The sequence below is a fragment of the Labrys sp. F242 genome, assembly GCF_057813875.1.
Genome location: NZ_JBVASG010000004.1, coordinates 499,938 through 514,023, shown reverse-complemented (window position 1 = coordinate 514,023; position 14,086 = coordinate 499,938). Strand labels below are relative to the sequence as shown.

Genomic DNA, 14,086 nt, shown 5'->3' with positions numbered 1-14,086 from the left:
GTTTGGTTCAGGGGGCAGTCCGGGCAGACTGAGAGGAGACGAGTCGGGCGCGTCTCCTCAGGCTACGTTTCCAAGCTGGGCGTCTACGGGCGTAAACTTGCTGGCCGCCGGCCGACGTTCGGCGCTGATATAGTCGCGGGTCATCGGCAGGGTCTGGTTGGACCGGGCGAGCTGGATCTGGAACACCACCAGATCCTCGCAGCGGAAGGCGACCTCGGCGGCGGCGAGGTAATATTCCCACATCCGGCAAAAACGCGCGTCATACAGCGCCTCGGCCTCGCCCCAGCGTGACAGGAAACGTTCGCGCCAGGCCCTCAGCGTTTCGGCGTAATGCAGGCGCAGCACTTCCACATCGGTGACGATCAGCCCGGCCCGCTCGATGGCCGGCAGGATCTCCGAAAGCGAGGGGATGTAGCCGCCGGGGAAGATGTATTTGTCGAGCCAGGGCGTGGTGAAGCCGGGTTCGGACGAACAGCCGATGGTATGCAGGAGCATCACGCCGTCGTTGGCCAGAAGCCGGGCGGCGGTCCGGAAGAAGGTCTCGTAATAGGCAAGACCGACATGCTCGAACATGCCGACGGAAACGATGCGGTCGAAGCGTCCCTGGACACTGCGATAATCGATCAGGTCGAAATGGACGCGGCCCTCGACAACGCCCTTGGGCCGTTCGCGGGCAAAGGCGAGCTGTTCTTCCGACAGGGTGACGCCTCGGACCTCGGCAGCTCCGGCCTCGGCGATCGAGCAGGCGAGACCACCCCAGCCCGAACCGATGTCGAGCACCCTGTGCTGCGGCCCCACCCGAAGCTTTGCGATGATGTGCTGCTTCTTGGCGGCCTGGGCGTCTTCCAGGCTCTGGCCGGGATATTCGAAATAGGCGCAGGAATATTGCCGGTCGGCATCCAGGAACAGGTTGTAGAGGCGCCCGTCGAGATCATAGTGATGCGCGACATTACGCTTGGAACGGCCCGGCAGGTTGCGCAGCCGGAACCGGCGCAGAGCGGCGCGGGCCCGATCGATGAGGCGCGCGGGCAGGGGATGGGTCTGGTTCTGGCCCTCGCGCAGGATGAGATGGACGAAATCGTAGATCGAGCCCTCCTCGACCAGGAAGCGCTCGTCCATGTAGAGTTCGCCGAGCCGCATGTCCGGATCGGCCAGCAGCGCCAACACAGCAGCCCGGTCCGTCAGGCGGACGGTGACAGGTTCGCCGCTGCCGTCACCGAAGACGAGCCGGGTTCCGGCGGGTGTCACCACCGTCAGATTGCCGCGGCTGACGATCCGGGCAAAGGCCCAGCGCACGATGCGGTCCAGGATGGCATCCATCTCATGATCTCCTATGGGGCGGCGTCAAAGCGTTTTGCGGTTCGTCGGAATCGCCAAGAATCGCAAAGACGCGTCGAAACAAAACAATGAGAGCAACGCGCGTTCACACCTGAACGCGCTTTGCTCTAGGAGCGCGGCCCGACCGTCTTGGAGACGGTGATGTCGTATTTCTTCAGCCGGTGCCAAAGGCTGCGTTCATTGATGCCGAGCAGTTCGGCTGCGCGCACCTGCACGCCGTCGGCCCGCTTCAGGGCTTCGACGATGAGGCCGCGTTCGAAGGCGGCAGCTGCATCGTCTAGTTGAATGGGAAAATCCTGCGCTGCGCCGTTGCCGGGCTTTTCGGCGATATAGGGCGGCAGGTCGGTGGCCGAGATCACCGGGCCGCGCGCCGAAATCAGTGAACGTTCTACGCAATTCTGCAGTTCGCGGATGTTGCCGGGCCAGCGATAGGCGGTCAGCACGCGCACGGCGTCGGGGCTGAAACGGATGTCGCGCTTGCCGAGCGTGGGCGCGAGGTCGTCGGCGAAAAGATCGAGAAACAGCGGAATGTCCTCGGCGCGTTCGCGCAGAGGCGGCAAGGCGATCGGGAACACGGCGAGGCGGTAGTAAAGATCCTCGCGGAACTTGTTCTCGGCCACCATCTGGGTGAGGTCGCGGTTGGTCGCGGCGATGATGCGCACATCGGCCGTGCGTGAGCCCGTGGCTCCCACCGGCTCATATTGGCGCTCCTGCAGCACGCGCAGGATCTTGGCCTGCAGGTTGAGCGGCATGTCGCCGACTTCGTCGAGGAAAAGGGTGCCACCCTCGGCCTGGGCGAAACGGCCGACGCGATTGCTGACGGCGCCGGTGAAACTGCCCTTCACATGGCCGAAGAACTCGCTTTCCAGCAGTGCCTCGGGAATGGCGGCGCAATTGACCGCGACGAAGGGTTTGCGTTGGCGCGGACTGTTGAAGTGGATGGCGCGGGCCACCACTTCCTTGCCCGAGCCACTCTCGCCGGTGAGCAGCACCGTGGTGCGCTGCTCGCACACCTCGCTCACGGCACGCAGTACCTTCTGGAAGGCGGGGGATTTGCCCACCAGCGTGTCGAACTTGTAGCGTCCGGCCAATTCCTGGCGCAGGCGCTCGTTGTCGCGCAAAGCCTCGTGAAGCCGCAGGGCGTTGGCGAGGGTCGTCGCCAGCTCCTCCTGTTCGATCGGCTTGTCGATATAGTCGAAGGCTCCGTCCTTGATGGCCTGGACGGCGTCGCGCACCGTCGAGTAGGCGGTCATGATCACCACCGGCATGGAAGGATGGCGGCGGTGAATTTCGGCCAGCAATTCCTGCCCGCTCATGCCGGGCATGCGCAGATCGGTGAGCACGAGATCGACCGGTTCCTGCTCCAACCGCTCGAGCGCGGCGGCACCGCTGCTTGCGGTAAGCGGGCGATAGCCCAGCCCCTCCAGCACGCCGCTCAACACGTCGAGCAGCTTCACCTCGTCGTCAACGAGCAGGATCGTTTGGGACATCGCCTGCCCTCCGTTGAGATGCCGGTATCACGAGTTCGAAAATGGCGCCGCCATGCGTGGCGTTGCGGGCCTCGATCCAGCCGCCATGACCTTCGGCGACGGCGAAGACGCGTGCGAGGCCAAGCCCGGTGCCGCTGTCCTTGGTGGTGACGAAGGGATCGAAGATGCGGTCGATCAGGGTTGACGGGATGCCAGGTCCATTGTCGGCAAAGATGAAATGCACCTCGTCTCCCTCGGTGGTGATGCGAATGTCGAGGCGTGGGCGAACGGCAAGACCGGGTGCCGTCGCCAGTTCGGGCGTTCCTTCCATGGCCTGCAGAGCGTTGAGCACCAGGTTGAGGCAGGCCTGGATCATCTGATCGCGATCGACATGGATGCGGGCTCCGCCGCTTTCGTCCTCGACATTGACGAGGACCTGCTGCTGCTCGATCTCGCTCTGGCAACTGCCGAGAACCCGGTCGACAAGATCGACGGGAGCCAGGTCCGTCATGCGCTGCGGCGGCCGGGCAAAGGCCAGGAAGTCGCGGATCAACTGGTCGATCCGGCGGACCTCGTCGATGACATAGCCCAGGCGCCGCGTCTCCACCTCGGTCAGGTTGGCGCTGTTCTGGAGGAGCTCGGCGGAGGTCTTGATGATGCCGAGCGGATTGCGCACCTCATGCGCAAGGCCGGCGGCAACCTCGCCGAGCGTGGTCATGCGCTCGCGCCTTCTGAGCTTGGCTTCCATCTTGCGCAGCCCCTCGAGCTGTTGGGCCATCGAGTTGAACGCGATGGACAACTGGCCGAGTTCATCGTGGCGGCGGGTCGGCACGCGCTGGGTGAAATCCCCCTTCGCGATGGCGTTGACGCCCTCCGCAAGACGAATGACCGGGCTGGTGAGCAGGCGCGACATGATCAGGCCGGCGCCGAGCGACAGCAGCATGCCGAAGGCGAAGATGGCGATGAACAGGTTCTTGCTCGTCACCCAATCGGCAATGCCCGACTCCGAGCTGAGGCCACAAAACAATACGCCAATGAGGGTGTTGCCATCTCGGATCGGCGCATAGATGCCGATGGAGATATCCTCGCTAGCGATGTCGGCGGATGTATACTCATCGACGCCATTGCCGGCGACCTCGGCCAGCGTCGCCGCGGGCAAGGCAATGGGCGCTTGCCCGTTGGAGGCATAGACCTGAGTGAACTGGCCATTGACCTTGTAGTAAAGGCGAACGGTCAGCGACGACAATGCCCCCATATTGGCGACGAAGCTCTGGTCGACCAGCGTACCGATCAGCACGTGGTAGCGCTGGCCTTGATAGTCGAAGGTGCTGGAGCCCGCCGCCATCAGGGTCGGCGTGCCGTCGATCACGTCGAGATAGAGCTTCTGGCCCTCGCCGAAGGGCACGCTGGTGATGTTGGTGGCCGGCTTGGAGGAGAAGACGACCTTGCCTTCATTGTCGGAGATCAGCAGGAGATCATAGCCGAGTGCATTGATCATATGCGACACCGCCGGCGGCATCTCGCGCGTTTGTCCGGTGACGAGAGCGGTCAGGCTGCCATTCTCGGCGAGCACGTCGGCGATGCTGGCGGTTTCCCGACGCTGGTCGAGGATGTTGGCCACGAAAAAGTGCGAGGTCTGGAACAGCCAGGCCTCGACATTGTCCTCGAACGTGGTGGAGACCACTTGCGTGGCGAATTTGGTCGCGATCAGCATCGGAATGACGCTGATGATGACGAACACGCCGACGAGCTTCCAGCGTATCGAGCGGCTCCACCATTTATAGAGAACGGTGAGCATCGTCACCCGTCGCCTCCCCCCATGACGACCACCCCCGCCACGATCAGGCCGATGCCCACCATGCGCCAGGGCGAGAGTTCTTCACCAAAGACATAGTGGGAGGCGATGGCAACCACCAGCATCACCACGGCGGTGAGAGGAAAGCCGAAGCTGAGCGGAATGCGATCGAGAATGACCATCCAGGCGGAGAAGGCCCCTAGATAGCCGAAGACCCCGACGATGACCCAGGGATTGCTCGCCGCTTCCATAAGCCAGGCGAGGCCGAAGGGAAGATGCGCCAGCGCCTCGCCGCCGATCTTGAGGGCGAATTGCGAGGTGGTTTCGAACACGAGCAGAAGCAGCCACGCAAACAGGGTATTGCGGTAGCCCGGACGCGGAGTGGATATCGTGTTGGTCATGCCGCATCCTTCACGAGATTGGCGATCGCAGGATCGAAGCGGTCCAACCGCACGAATTTGGCGACGACTTGCAGTATGGTGTTAATTGCCGCGTTGCGATGGCGGAAATATTGCCAATTGGGTTGCAGCCGGCAGCCCAGCCGCAGCTTGGGGCCATAGAAGGCCTGGCCGCTCTGATAGACCGGGATGCCGCGCTCGATGCAATAGCGGACATTGTGCAGCCAACTGTTGAAATAGAGACTGAATTTCGGAACGACGGCGTAGTTCATGCCGATATATTTGTCGATCAGTCGGTCCGCGGTCTCGATCACGAAATTGAAGGCGACCAGCTCATTGCCATGCCAGTAGAGGAAGACGCTGGCTTCGGGGGTAAGAAAGCGCAGCAACTGCGGGAAATAGTCCGGCGGCAGATACTCGAACTGAAGGTCGCTATGGGCGACCGTTTGCTGGTAGAGGGCGGATACCTCGCCAACCACGTCGTCGATCTCGCGGCGCTGCTCGACGCGAATATCCTTGAAGGCCTTGAGCTTGCGCCGCATGTCCTTGCGGGTGGCCTTGCTCAAGCTTTCGAGATAGGCGTCGAAAGTGACAAAAGGCAGGTCGAGCATGGCCGTCGGCAGGCCGGGCAGGCGGGTGAAGCCGCTTGGCGTGAGCGCGCCGCGCCACAGCCCGTCATCCCGGGAGGGGGCATCCTTGATGCCGAGCAGGCCGTAGCGCTTGGCGGCGCCAAATTCCTGCAGGGCGGTGACGATACGCCGGAGCAGAGCCGGCCGGTCATAGGCCGGCACCTCCGGCGCAAAGCCGAGATGACAGATTTCGGCAACCGGCGAGCCGAAGGCGATCAGGCGCAGTGACAAGAGAGCGGGCAGCACGCGATGGATCTGGTTGGTGATCCGCTTCAAGACCCCCTGCACGGTGGTGTCGAGGCGATATTCGGTGCCGAAGGCCGGCACGACGGCGACCAACCGGCCATTATCGCGGATGGCCGCGTAGTACCAGGTGAAGCCCGGAGGGCCGGCTTCCTCGCAGGCACGATAGAAGGCCCAGTTTTCCGGATCGGACGGAAAGCAGCGATTCCAGTCCGCACTGTCGAAGGCGGCGATCGAGTTCTCGACGACGGCGGTCAGCGTCATGATCGTCCTCGATTGAGCGCCAGGCTCAGCGCGGGCTGGGCGAGCCGGCGCGGCTCGGTACGCTTGAGGAAGCCGACGGAATGGTCGACCACCAGATCGCGCTCCTGGTCGAGCGTGATCATGTGATAGCTGTTTTCGAGCAGGATCTTCTCGACATTGCCGCCGAGATTGGCCGCCAGATAATTGGCATTGCGGATGCTGGTGACGTCGTCCTCGCGGGCATGCAGGACCAAAGCGGGCATGCGCAGGGCGGGCAAACGTGGTTTCAGATCCCGGATGAGGTAGAGAAGCTGGGCAAGGCTTCGGCCGGGCATATAGAGCAAGCCCGCCTCTTCACTGCGGCCGGATTCCATGGCGGCCTGCACCCGGGCCCGCAGTCGGTCGTCCTTGATGCCGTAAGGAAAATTCTCTCGGAAGCGGAAAAAGCGCCCGAGCCCAAGCAGGATGGCCACGTGCAGAAGCACGCTGCCGCGCGGCACGCTCCAGCCATCATAGAACATGGTCGGTGAATAGAGCAGGCAGCCCGCGACGCGATCGGAACGGTGGGACGCCACCAGGAGGGCCAGCAGCGCACCCATCGACAGGCCACCGACGAACACGGCATCGTGGTTCTGGCGGATCCGGTCGAAAGCTTCCAGGGCACTGGCGAGCCAGTCCTTCCAGCCGGTCGCCATGAGGTCGGCTTCGCTGCCGCAATGGCCGGCGAGCTGTACGCCGTAGACGGAATAACCGGCCCGGGCCAGGCCCTTGGCGACCAGCTTCAGCTCGGCCGGCGTGCCGGTCAGCCCATGAATCAGCAGGACGGCGGTCGGGCCGCCGGCATAATGGAAGGCATGGGCCAGAGGGGGCGCGGACTGGGTTTGGGTCTCAGATTTGCCGATCGGGGGGGTATGAACGTTCATGTCGAGGTCCCCACAATAGCGACACCCACGGCAATGAGGGCGGTCCCGAGCCAGCGCCGGCGCGATACCGGCTCCTTGAGAATGAAGCGACTTGCGAGCGCGATGCCGCAATAGGAGAGGCTCGCCAACGGGAAAGCGACGCTCAATGGCATGCGTGACAGCACGAACAGCCAGGCGCCGATCTCGATGGCGTAGGTCGCCACGCCCAGCCAGATCAAGGGCGTGGTCGCGACCTTGAGCCAGACCGGACGGGACGAATCCCCGCCTGTGACACCGTCGAGGCCAGCCTTGAAACAGAGCTGTCCGACGACGTCGCACAGGATCGTGCCGAAGAGGACGAGGAAGGCAAAACCGTTCATAGGACAGCCTCGAAGGCAGCGATCAGCCGCTCGTTGGTATGGGCATTGATAGTGAGATCAGGCTCTGCATCGACGCGCGGCTGGTCCAGCCGGGATTCGATAAGCTTGAAAGGATTGCGGTGGCGGATCGGCGCATATTCGCCGCAGATGTCAGCGCCGACCACGCTGAAATTGGCCGCCAGGCGCTGGATGGCTTCGATCAGGCGCTGCAGCGGCAGCCCGCCCTGGTCCCAGTTGGTCACGGCTTCGGTCGGCGGCAGCACGTCCTTGTCGATGGTGATCCAGATCCGTTCCGTCGGTACGCGCTCCATCAGGGCGCAAAGAAAGCCGCTCCAGTCCTGATCCACCAGATTATGCCAGCGGATCAGTCCGTCAGCAGCAATATGGCCGGCACCGCTGCGGACTTCCTTGCGCGTTTCCGAGGGACCATGCCACCAGGGGAAAAGCTCCAGCCGCCCGTTCGACAAGGCCTCCAGGTTGGCCCCCTTGCGATCCGGACGCACCAGATCGTCGCTGCAGGGACCGATGGTGACCACACGCTCGACATGCGGCAGGGCGAGCGCTTCGTTGACCCACGACCCACAATGGCGGCGGGGCATGGTCCAGCACCAATCGGGATGATTGTCGAAATGAACCACCGTCAGCGGTCCCGGTGCCGAGGCGATGAAGCCGGCGGTGAGATGATGGAAATCGCCCGAGCCCACCAGGGTGAGTGCTGGCTCGGACGGCGCCGGCAGGCTGGCCCAGAAGCTCTCGAAAGCGGCGTAGGTCTGCCGGCGCGCCCACAGACGCAAGGCCGGGCCGAGCGAGCGCAGATCATGCAGCACCGCCTGGCCGGACTGAAGGCGCCGGGCGATCGGCTTCTGGCCGGGTAGGCTACCGTCAAGATCCAGGATCCTGATCGGCATCATGGCAGCACCCTGCCTGGGATGCAGGCCTCGAGCAGGCCGGTATGCTTTTCCTGCCCGAGGAAGGCTCCATCGGGGACCTGCGCTGCCAGGCCGGCCAACCCGGCGCCGAGGCTCGGCAGTCGTTCGGCCAGAAGCTGCGTGACCTCGGCAAAATCCCTGTAGGGCAAATGCACGATGCCGCTGGCCTGGCAATGCTCCAGAAGGCCGGCCTTGGCGAAGACGAGATCGACGGCCCCGGCCGCGCAATAATCCGAGCGGCCGTCGCCGACCAGGATGGTGGTATGCGGCCCCGCTCCGCCAGTCGCCCTGACGGCCTCGCATTTGCAGGTTCCAGCAGCCGAACGGCAGGCCGTGGAAGCGTAGGGGCTGAGCATGGCATGACGGTCTTCGGCCAGGAACATCAGGCGGTTGGCGATAACAGGCAGGTCACCCAGGCCAAGACGCGAAAGGATGCGTCGGATGGCATAGTCGAGGCCGTCGCTGACGATGGTCGGCTCGATGTCATGGTCCCGGCAGAAGGCGACGAAATCGACGAAGCCGGGATCGATGTCGATGGAATCGAGCAATCGATCGAGGGCAGGGTGGCTGCAATGCAGGAGCGCGACCTGGCGCGCCATGCAATCGGCGGAGCCAATCAGGCCCGCCTGCCATTGGGCTTCGATGTCGCGCCAGCCGGGGGTCGCGAAAGCCTCGAGCAGGACGTCGGTAACGTCGCTGGTCGCTATCGTTCCGTCGAAGTCGCAATATATCCGATACGCCATTTCACGATCCGCTGGCAGAAGGTTTGCCTCTCGGGTGGCAAGATGCGTGCCAGTCGGCCTTCTTGGGGTCGCAAACCGGTGTGCCGGTCTCCAGACCGGCATGGAGACGAATGCTTGCCGGCGGAAATGCCGATCCCGCTCCATCGACCTGCCGATGGAACGGAGAAGATCGGCACGCTAAGGCCGCGGCTTCCTCGGCTCCCTCCAAATTGCGAGCTACAAGTTTTGTAGCTCGCGTCATGAAATGTCGGAGTGGCAATCGGCGCACTGCGCGCCGCCATGGCGGGCAATGTGCCAAAAACCTTGGTGGAAGGCGGCCATTCCCTGCTTTGGCGATCTTGGCACGTTCCTTGCGGTTGGTGCGGCAGCCGCTCTGTTGGTTGCCTGACCAGGCGACCGAACCAGGAACGTTCAAGATGCGCATGCTGCAATACTCAAAATGGGACTGGGTACCCGTGGTACTCGGCACCGCTCATTTCCTTGCCGTGATCGGACTGTTTTTCGCCTTTCCGCATTTGTCGTGGTGGAGCTTCATCTGCCTGGCACTGATCTATTCGCTGTCGATATCATGGAATATCAACAGTATATCCCACAACTTCATTCATAATTCGTTCTTTGCCAGCCAGACCTTGAATGTCGCCTTCAGCTTCATGCTGTCGATTACGCTCGGGTTTTCGCAGATCATGTATAATTTTGTTCATATGCGCCATCACAGTGGCAACATGGACCGCCCCGACGGCAGTGGAAAGACGATCGATTATCTGTCGATCTACAAGCATGGCCATGACGGAAAACCCGAAAACGTCTGGGCCTATACCTTCCTGAGCTATTTCCGTGATGACCCTGCCGAGATCCTCAGGGCCATGGCGGTCAGGCGTCCGGGCGAGGCTCGTCAGGCCAAGTTCGAACTTGCCGTGATGATCGGCTTCTACCTGGTGCTGGCGCTGCTCGACTGGCGCTTCATCGTCTGCATGCTGCCCTTCAACTATCTGGGCCAGTGCCTGTCGTCCCTCAACGGCTATTACGAGCATTTCGGTGGCGACCCGGAAAAGCCGCTGGCCTGGGGCGTGAGTACCTATGAAAAGGTCTACAACTGGACCTGGATGAACAACGGCTATCACGCCGAGCATCACTACAGGCCCAAGGTCCATTGGACCAAGATGCCCGAGCTCCACCGCAACATTGCCGCGGAGCAGGAACAGGCCGGCACGCGGGTGATCCGCCCGCCCCATCCCCTCGGTTTCCTCGACGCCGATCTAACCCAGCACTGAGCCCAGGAGCACCCGTCGAAGGACGGGGCGTTCGCCAACTCCCTCTTCAATCGAGATAGTTCCGTGAATTTCATCAGCACCACTCTCACGCGCACCGCCACCAGCGCCGCCCTGTTCGAAACGGCGCGCCATGTCATTCCAGGGGGCGTGAACTCGACCGCCCGGGCCCAATGGTCCGGCTGGCTGCCCTATCCCCTGTTCGTCGAGAAGGGCGAGGGATCTCGGCTCGTCGATGTCGACGGCAATCACTACATCGACTATTTGCTTGGGCTCGGCCCGATGATCCTCGGGCATCGCCCGCCCAAGGTGACCCGCGCCGTTGTCGATTTCATCGAGCAGCGCGGCACCGTTTTCGCCCTGCCGACGGCGGACGAGGCCGTCCTGGCCGAAAAGATCGTGGCCGCGGTACCTGGCGTCGAGCAGGCGCGCCTGTGCAATACTGGCACCGAAGCGGTGCTCTATGCGACGCGCCTGGCGCGGGCCTTCACCAAAAAGCGTAAGATCATCCGCTTCGAGGGCATGTATCACGGCTTTTCCGACGGCGTGTATTGGAGCAAGCACCCGCCGATCGACAAGGCCGGACCGGACCACAGCCCCACGGCCGTTGCACAGGGCCCCGGCATGCCGCGCGGCGTGGAGGAGAACCTGATCATCCTGCCCTGGAACGATGCGCAGGTGCTGGCCGACGTTCTGGCCAAGCATGGCGAGGATATCGCCGGCATCATTACCGAGCCGGTGATGTGCAATACCGGCTGCATCCTGCCCAAGCCGGGCTATCTGGAGGCGATGCGCGATCTCGCCACCCGGCATGATGTCGTGCTGATCTTCGACGAGGTCATCACCGGTTTCCGCCTGGGCCTCGGTGGCGCTCAGGCGCGGCTCGGCATTCGGCCTGATTTGTCGGTGTTCGCCAAGGGGCTCGGCGGCGGCTTCCCGGTGGCGGCCCTCGGCGGCAGGAAGGAGATCATGAGCCTGGTCGCTGACGGGACCGTGTCGATGGCGGGCACCTATACGGCCAATGGCATCGCGGTCGCCGCCGCCAATGCGGCGTTGGACGAACTCGGCCAGAATGGGATCTATGAGCAGCTGGATGCTGTCTCGGACGAATTGAGGACAGGCCTCGACCGCGTCCTGAAACAGGCCGGGCTGCCCGCCTACACGGTTGGTCTCGGCCCCCTGATGCAGGTGTGGTTCGCCGACAAGCCGATCCACAACTATCGTGATGCCGAGCGCTATGCCGACCAGGAACTGTTCCGGCGCTGGTGGGAAGGCATGCTGGAGCGCGGCGTGCTCTTCCATCCCGGGGCCTACGAGAACCTGTTCGTGTCGACGGCCCATAGCCGCGAAGACATCGCAGTGACGCTGGCGGCCGCCAAGGATGTCGCCGACAGCCTCGCACGGACGATGTGATCCATCCGGCCGCTGCTTGCTTTCCGCTGGCGGCGGCCGAAGTGTTTTCCATGCGATGATTGCTGAATGACCCTGAACCAGACCCTGTTCGCGATCCTCAATGCGGGCGTGCCGGCCAGTGCGGTCGGCCTCGACATCGGCTATCTCGCCGCTGTCTTTCTGATCTTCAGCCTGCCAGCGAAGCTGATGATCGACTGGCTATGGGGCAATTCGCGTGACCGTGGTGCCGCGATGGCCGTCGTGACCGCCATCTTGTTGGCTCTGGGGATCAATCTGTTGATCTCGACCGGGGTTCAGATACCCAGGCCGCACGAGGCTGGGATCGGACACAGCTATCTGGCGCATGCTGCCGATAGCTCGTTTCCCAGCGATCATGCGACCGTCCTGTTCGCCGCGGCCTGGGCTTATGCGTTCGCCGGACGGGCGGCTAGCGCCTGGCTGTTTGCCGTCATCGGGTTGATGGTCGGTTGGGCGCGCATCTATCTTGGCGTGCATTATCCCCTTGACATTTTCGGCGGCGCGCTAAGCGGCCTGACAGGAGCCATGCTATCGCGAGGCCTGATGGTGCTCGCGGGAACGAGGCTGCTCGCCTTTGCCGAGGCCTGCTATCGCCGCCTTTTCTCCATGTTGATCCGGGCCGGGTGGGTGCGGGCGTGATCCCGTGCCCGACGGCGGGCCGGTTCCGGCCTGCCTGATCCCGCGGATCATCCATGCGTGCCGCTGTCGAAAACAAGCGAGCGGTGCGCGGACACACCTGCCATCACACCGGTTGCAGACGCCAGCGTCGCATTTGCCATCATGCTGGTGACATCGCCAGCGGCAAAAACGCCCTCGATGCTGGTGCGCTTCTGGTCGTCGACGCCGATGAGGGGCCCGAGGGGGCCGTCCTCGATGCGGCATCCGAGCTGTTCGGCAAGGGGAGACGTCAAATAGGTCTGTGGTGCGGTGAAAATGGCTTCGACCGGCACCGTCAGGCCATCCGCGGATCGGACGGCCTCGACCGCCGTGCCGGAGCCGATAATCTCGACGATCGGGCTGTGTTCGACCTCGATCTTGCGCGTACGAAACAGGGGGAGGAGTTCCTCATCCGGCTCGAACCGGCCCTGAGTGAAATAGACAGTCGGGCCCCAGTCCGACACGAGGACGGCCTGATGCGCCGACATCGGATGGTTGGCGATTACGCCGAGGCGGCGATCCGCGACCTCATAGCCGTGACAATAGGGACAGCTGAAGATGGAAAGGCCCCAGCGCTCGCGCATGCCGGCGATCTCCGGCAGGTCGTCCCCGACGCCGGTTGCCAGGATCAGCCGCCGGCCGCGCACGGTGCCTTTTTCTCCCAGATCGATTTCGAAGAAATCTCCGTTCTTGCGTGCCTGCAGGGCCTGTCCGGCGAGAAAACCGAAAGTCGGATAGGCGGAGAGCTGGGCAAGAGCGGTGCCGATGATCTCGCGCGGGGGCCGTCCATCCTGTCCGAGAAAGCCATGGGCGTTCTCGACGAAGCGGTTTCGCGGCTGGCCGCCATCGATGAGAAGCACGCGGCGTCGGGCGCGGGCGAGCTGCATTGCGGCCGAGACGCCGGCAAAACTGCCGCCGATGATGATGACGTCGTGATCAGCGGCGTGGCGAGGGCGGTCGATACCGTTAAGAGGCGATGCGGCGATCATTGGAGCACCTGTAGGTCCGGAGTTGAGAAATGGCTCGCTGGCATGCCTGCCAGATTCGTATCATTAAGAGTTACATGATATGCGGGGCGCTCAAGAACGCAACTTTTATTGTTACGAGATCATATTGCGGCTATCTCTGCATCAGCGGAATCTCCGTGCAACGGTGCGATTGCCGGATCGGGGATGCCGGAAGAAAAGGGAACGGAAATGGCTCGCGACAGCCGGCTGTCACGCATGCTCCATGTGCTGCTCCACATCGATCAGGCCGAGCGCGGCCTGACCTCGGATGAGATCGGCAGGATGCTCGATACCAATCCCGTGGTGATCCGCCGCACCATGGCCGGACTGAGGGAGCAGGGCTATGTGACGTCGGAGAAAGGCCATGGCGGCGGCTGGAAACTGGCCCGGCCCCTCGATCAATTCACTTTGCGCGATGTCTATGCCGCCATCGGCGAGCCACCCATATTCGCCCTGGGTCTGGCCGAGGACCACCCGCAATGCCTGGTCGAACAGGCTGTGAATGCGCGTCTCGACGATGCGCTCGGCAAAGCCCGCCAATTGCTGCTCGATCAGTTTGCCAAGGTGACGCTGGCGGATCTCTCCGGCGATTTCCAGGCGCGCCTGGCGGCGCACCGTGAACGCGGCTGCGATGGGCATGGGAAGGAACGGTAG

General features: G+C 63.2%; 14 protein-coding genes. 4 read left to right on the top strand and 10 right to left on the bottom strand.

The features are described from left to right. Positions 1 to 57: 57 nt before the first annotated feature. The 9 genes from ACZYTC_RS25830 to ACZYTC_RS25790 form a co-directional block, all read right to left on the bottom strand. Positions 58 to 1,320, bottom strand: coding sequence for a class I SAM-dependent methyltransferase (locus tag ACZYTC_RS25830; RefSeq protein WP_441770713.1), 1,263 nt, complete (start codon positions 1,318 to 1,320; stop codon positions 58 to 60). A gap of 125 nt (positions 1,321 to 1,445) precedes the next feature. Next, entirely contained in the window at positions 1,446 to 2,828 is a 1,383-nt protein-coding gene (locus tag ACZYTC_RS25825; protein ID WP_434960742.1) for a sigma-54-dependent transcriptional regulator, read from the bottom strand. After that, a complete protein-coding gene (locus ACZYTC_RS25820; protein ID WP_441770829.1) occupies positions 2,803 to 4,605 on the bottom strand; it encodes a sensor histidine kinase in 1,803 nt (600 codons plus the stop codon). Before ACZYTC_RS25820 ends, ACZYTC_RS25825 begins: the two co-directional genes overlap by 26 nt. A 2-nt stretch (positions 4,606 to 4,607) precedes the next feature. After that, positions 4,608 to 5,003, bottom strand: a complete 396-nt coding sequence (locus ACZYTC_RS25815) for an EamA family transporter (RefSeq protein ID WP_434960743.1) — start codon at positions 5,001 to 5,003, stop codon at positions 4,608 to 4,610. Further along, on the bottom strand, positions 5,000 to 6,136 hold the full coding sequence (locus tag ACZYTC_RS25810; protein WP_441770714.1) for a GNAT family N-acetyltransferase: 1,137 nt from the start codon (positions 6,134 to 6,136) through the stop codon (positions 5,000 to 5,002). Before ACZYTC_RS25810 ends, ACZYTC_RS25815 begins: the two co-directional genes overlap by 4 nt. Continuing rightward, positions 6,133 to 7,038 carry an alpha/beta hydrolase gene (locus tag ACZYTC_RS25805; RefSeq protein ID WP_441770715.1) on the bottom strand — a complete coding sequence of 302 codons (906 nt, stop codon included), beginning with the start codon at positions 7,036 to 7,038 and terminating at the stop codon, positions 6,133 to 6,135. The genes ACZYTC_RS25810 and ACZYTC_RS25805 overlap by 4 nt, the downstream gene beginning before the upstream one ends. Beyond that, on the bottom strand, positions 7,035 to 7,397 hold the full coding sequence (locus ACZYTC_RS25800) for an EamA family transporter (protein ID WP_434960746.1): 363 nt from the start codon (positions 7,395 to 7,397) through the stop codon (positions 7,035 to 7,037). Before ACZYTC_RS25800 ends, ACZYTC_RS25805 begins: the two co-directional genes overlap by 4 nt. After that, positions 7,394 to 8,308: an arginase gene (locus ACZYTC_RS25795; RefSeq protein WP_441770716.1), complete on the bottom strand. Its 915-nt coding sequence runs from the start codon at positions 8,306 to 8,308 to the stop codon at positions 7,394 to 7,396. The genes ACZYTC_RS25800 and ACZYTC_RS25795 overlap by 4 nt, the downstream gene beginning before the upstream one ends. Then, positions 8,305 to 9,069, bottom strand: coding sequence for an MtnX-like HAD-IB family phosphatase (locus ACZYTC_RS25790; protein WP_441770717.1), 765 nt, complete (start codon positions 9,067 to 9,069; stop codon positions 8,305 to 8,307). The genes ACZYTC_RS25795 and ACZYTC_RS25790 overlap by 4 nt, the downstream gene beginning before the upstream one ends. Before the next feature lie 416 nt (positions 9,070 to 9,485). On the opposite strand from ACZYTC_RS25790, the gene ACZYTC_RS25785 reads away from it, so the two are divergent. From ACZYTC_RS25785 to ACZYTC_RS25775, 3 genes are all read left to right on the top strand, one after another. Beyond that, complete coding sequence (locus ACZYTC_RS25785; protein ID WP_434960749.1) at positions 9,486 to 10,340, top strand: fatty acid desaturase family protein; 855 nt, start codon at positions 9,486 to 9,488, stop codon at positions 10,338 to 10,340. 63 nt (positions 10,341 to 10,403) lie between these two features. Continuing rightward, positions 10,404 to 11,750, top strand: coding sequence for an aspartate aminotransferase family protein (locus ACZYTC_RS25780; RefSeq protein ID WP_441770718.1), 1,347 nt, complete (start codon positions 10,404 to 10,406; stop codon positions 11,748 to 11,750). A 66-nt stretch (positions 11,751 to 11,816) separates the two neighbouring features. Beyond that, on the top strand, positions 11,817 to 12,407 hold the full coding sequence (locus tag ACZYTC_RS25775) for a phosphatase PAP2 family protein (RefSeq protein WP_434960751.1): 591 nt from the start codon (positions 11,817 to 11,819) through the stop codon (positions 12,405 to 12,407). A 47-nt stretch (positions 12,408 to 12,454) separates the two neighbouring features. Here the strand turns inward: ACZYTC_RS25775 and ACZYTC_RS25770 are convergent, their stop codons facing one another. Next, positions 12,455 to 13,414 carry an NAD(P)/FAD-dependent oxidoreductase gene (locus tag ACZYTC_RS25770; protein ID WP_488990884.1) on the bottom strand — a complete coding sequence of 320 codons (960 nt, stop codon included), beginning with the start codon at positions 13,412 to 13,414 and terminating at the stop codon, positions 12,455 to 12,457. A 207-nt stretch (positions 13,415 to 13,621) separates the two neighbouring features. On the opposite strand from ACZYTC_RS25770, the gene ACZYTC_RS25765 reads away from it, so the two are divergent. Further along, positions 13,622 to 14,086, top strand: coding sequence for an Rrf2 family transcriptional regulator (locus tag ACZYTC_RS25765; protein WP_441770721.1), 465 nt, complete (start codon positions 13,622 to 13,624; stop codon positions 14,084 to 14,086).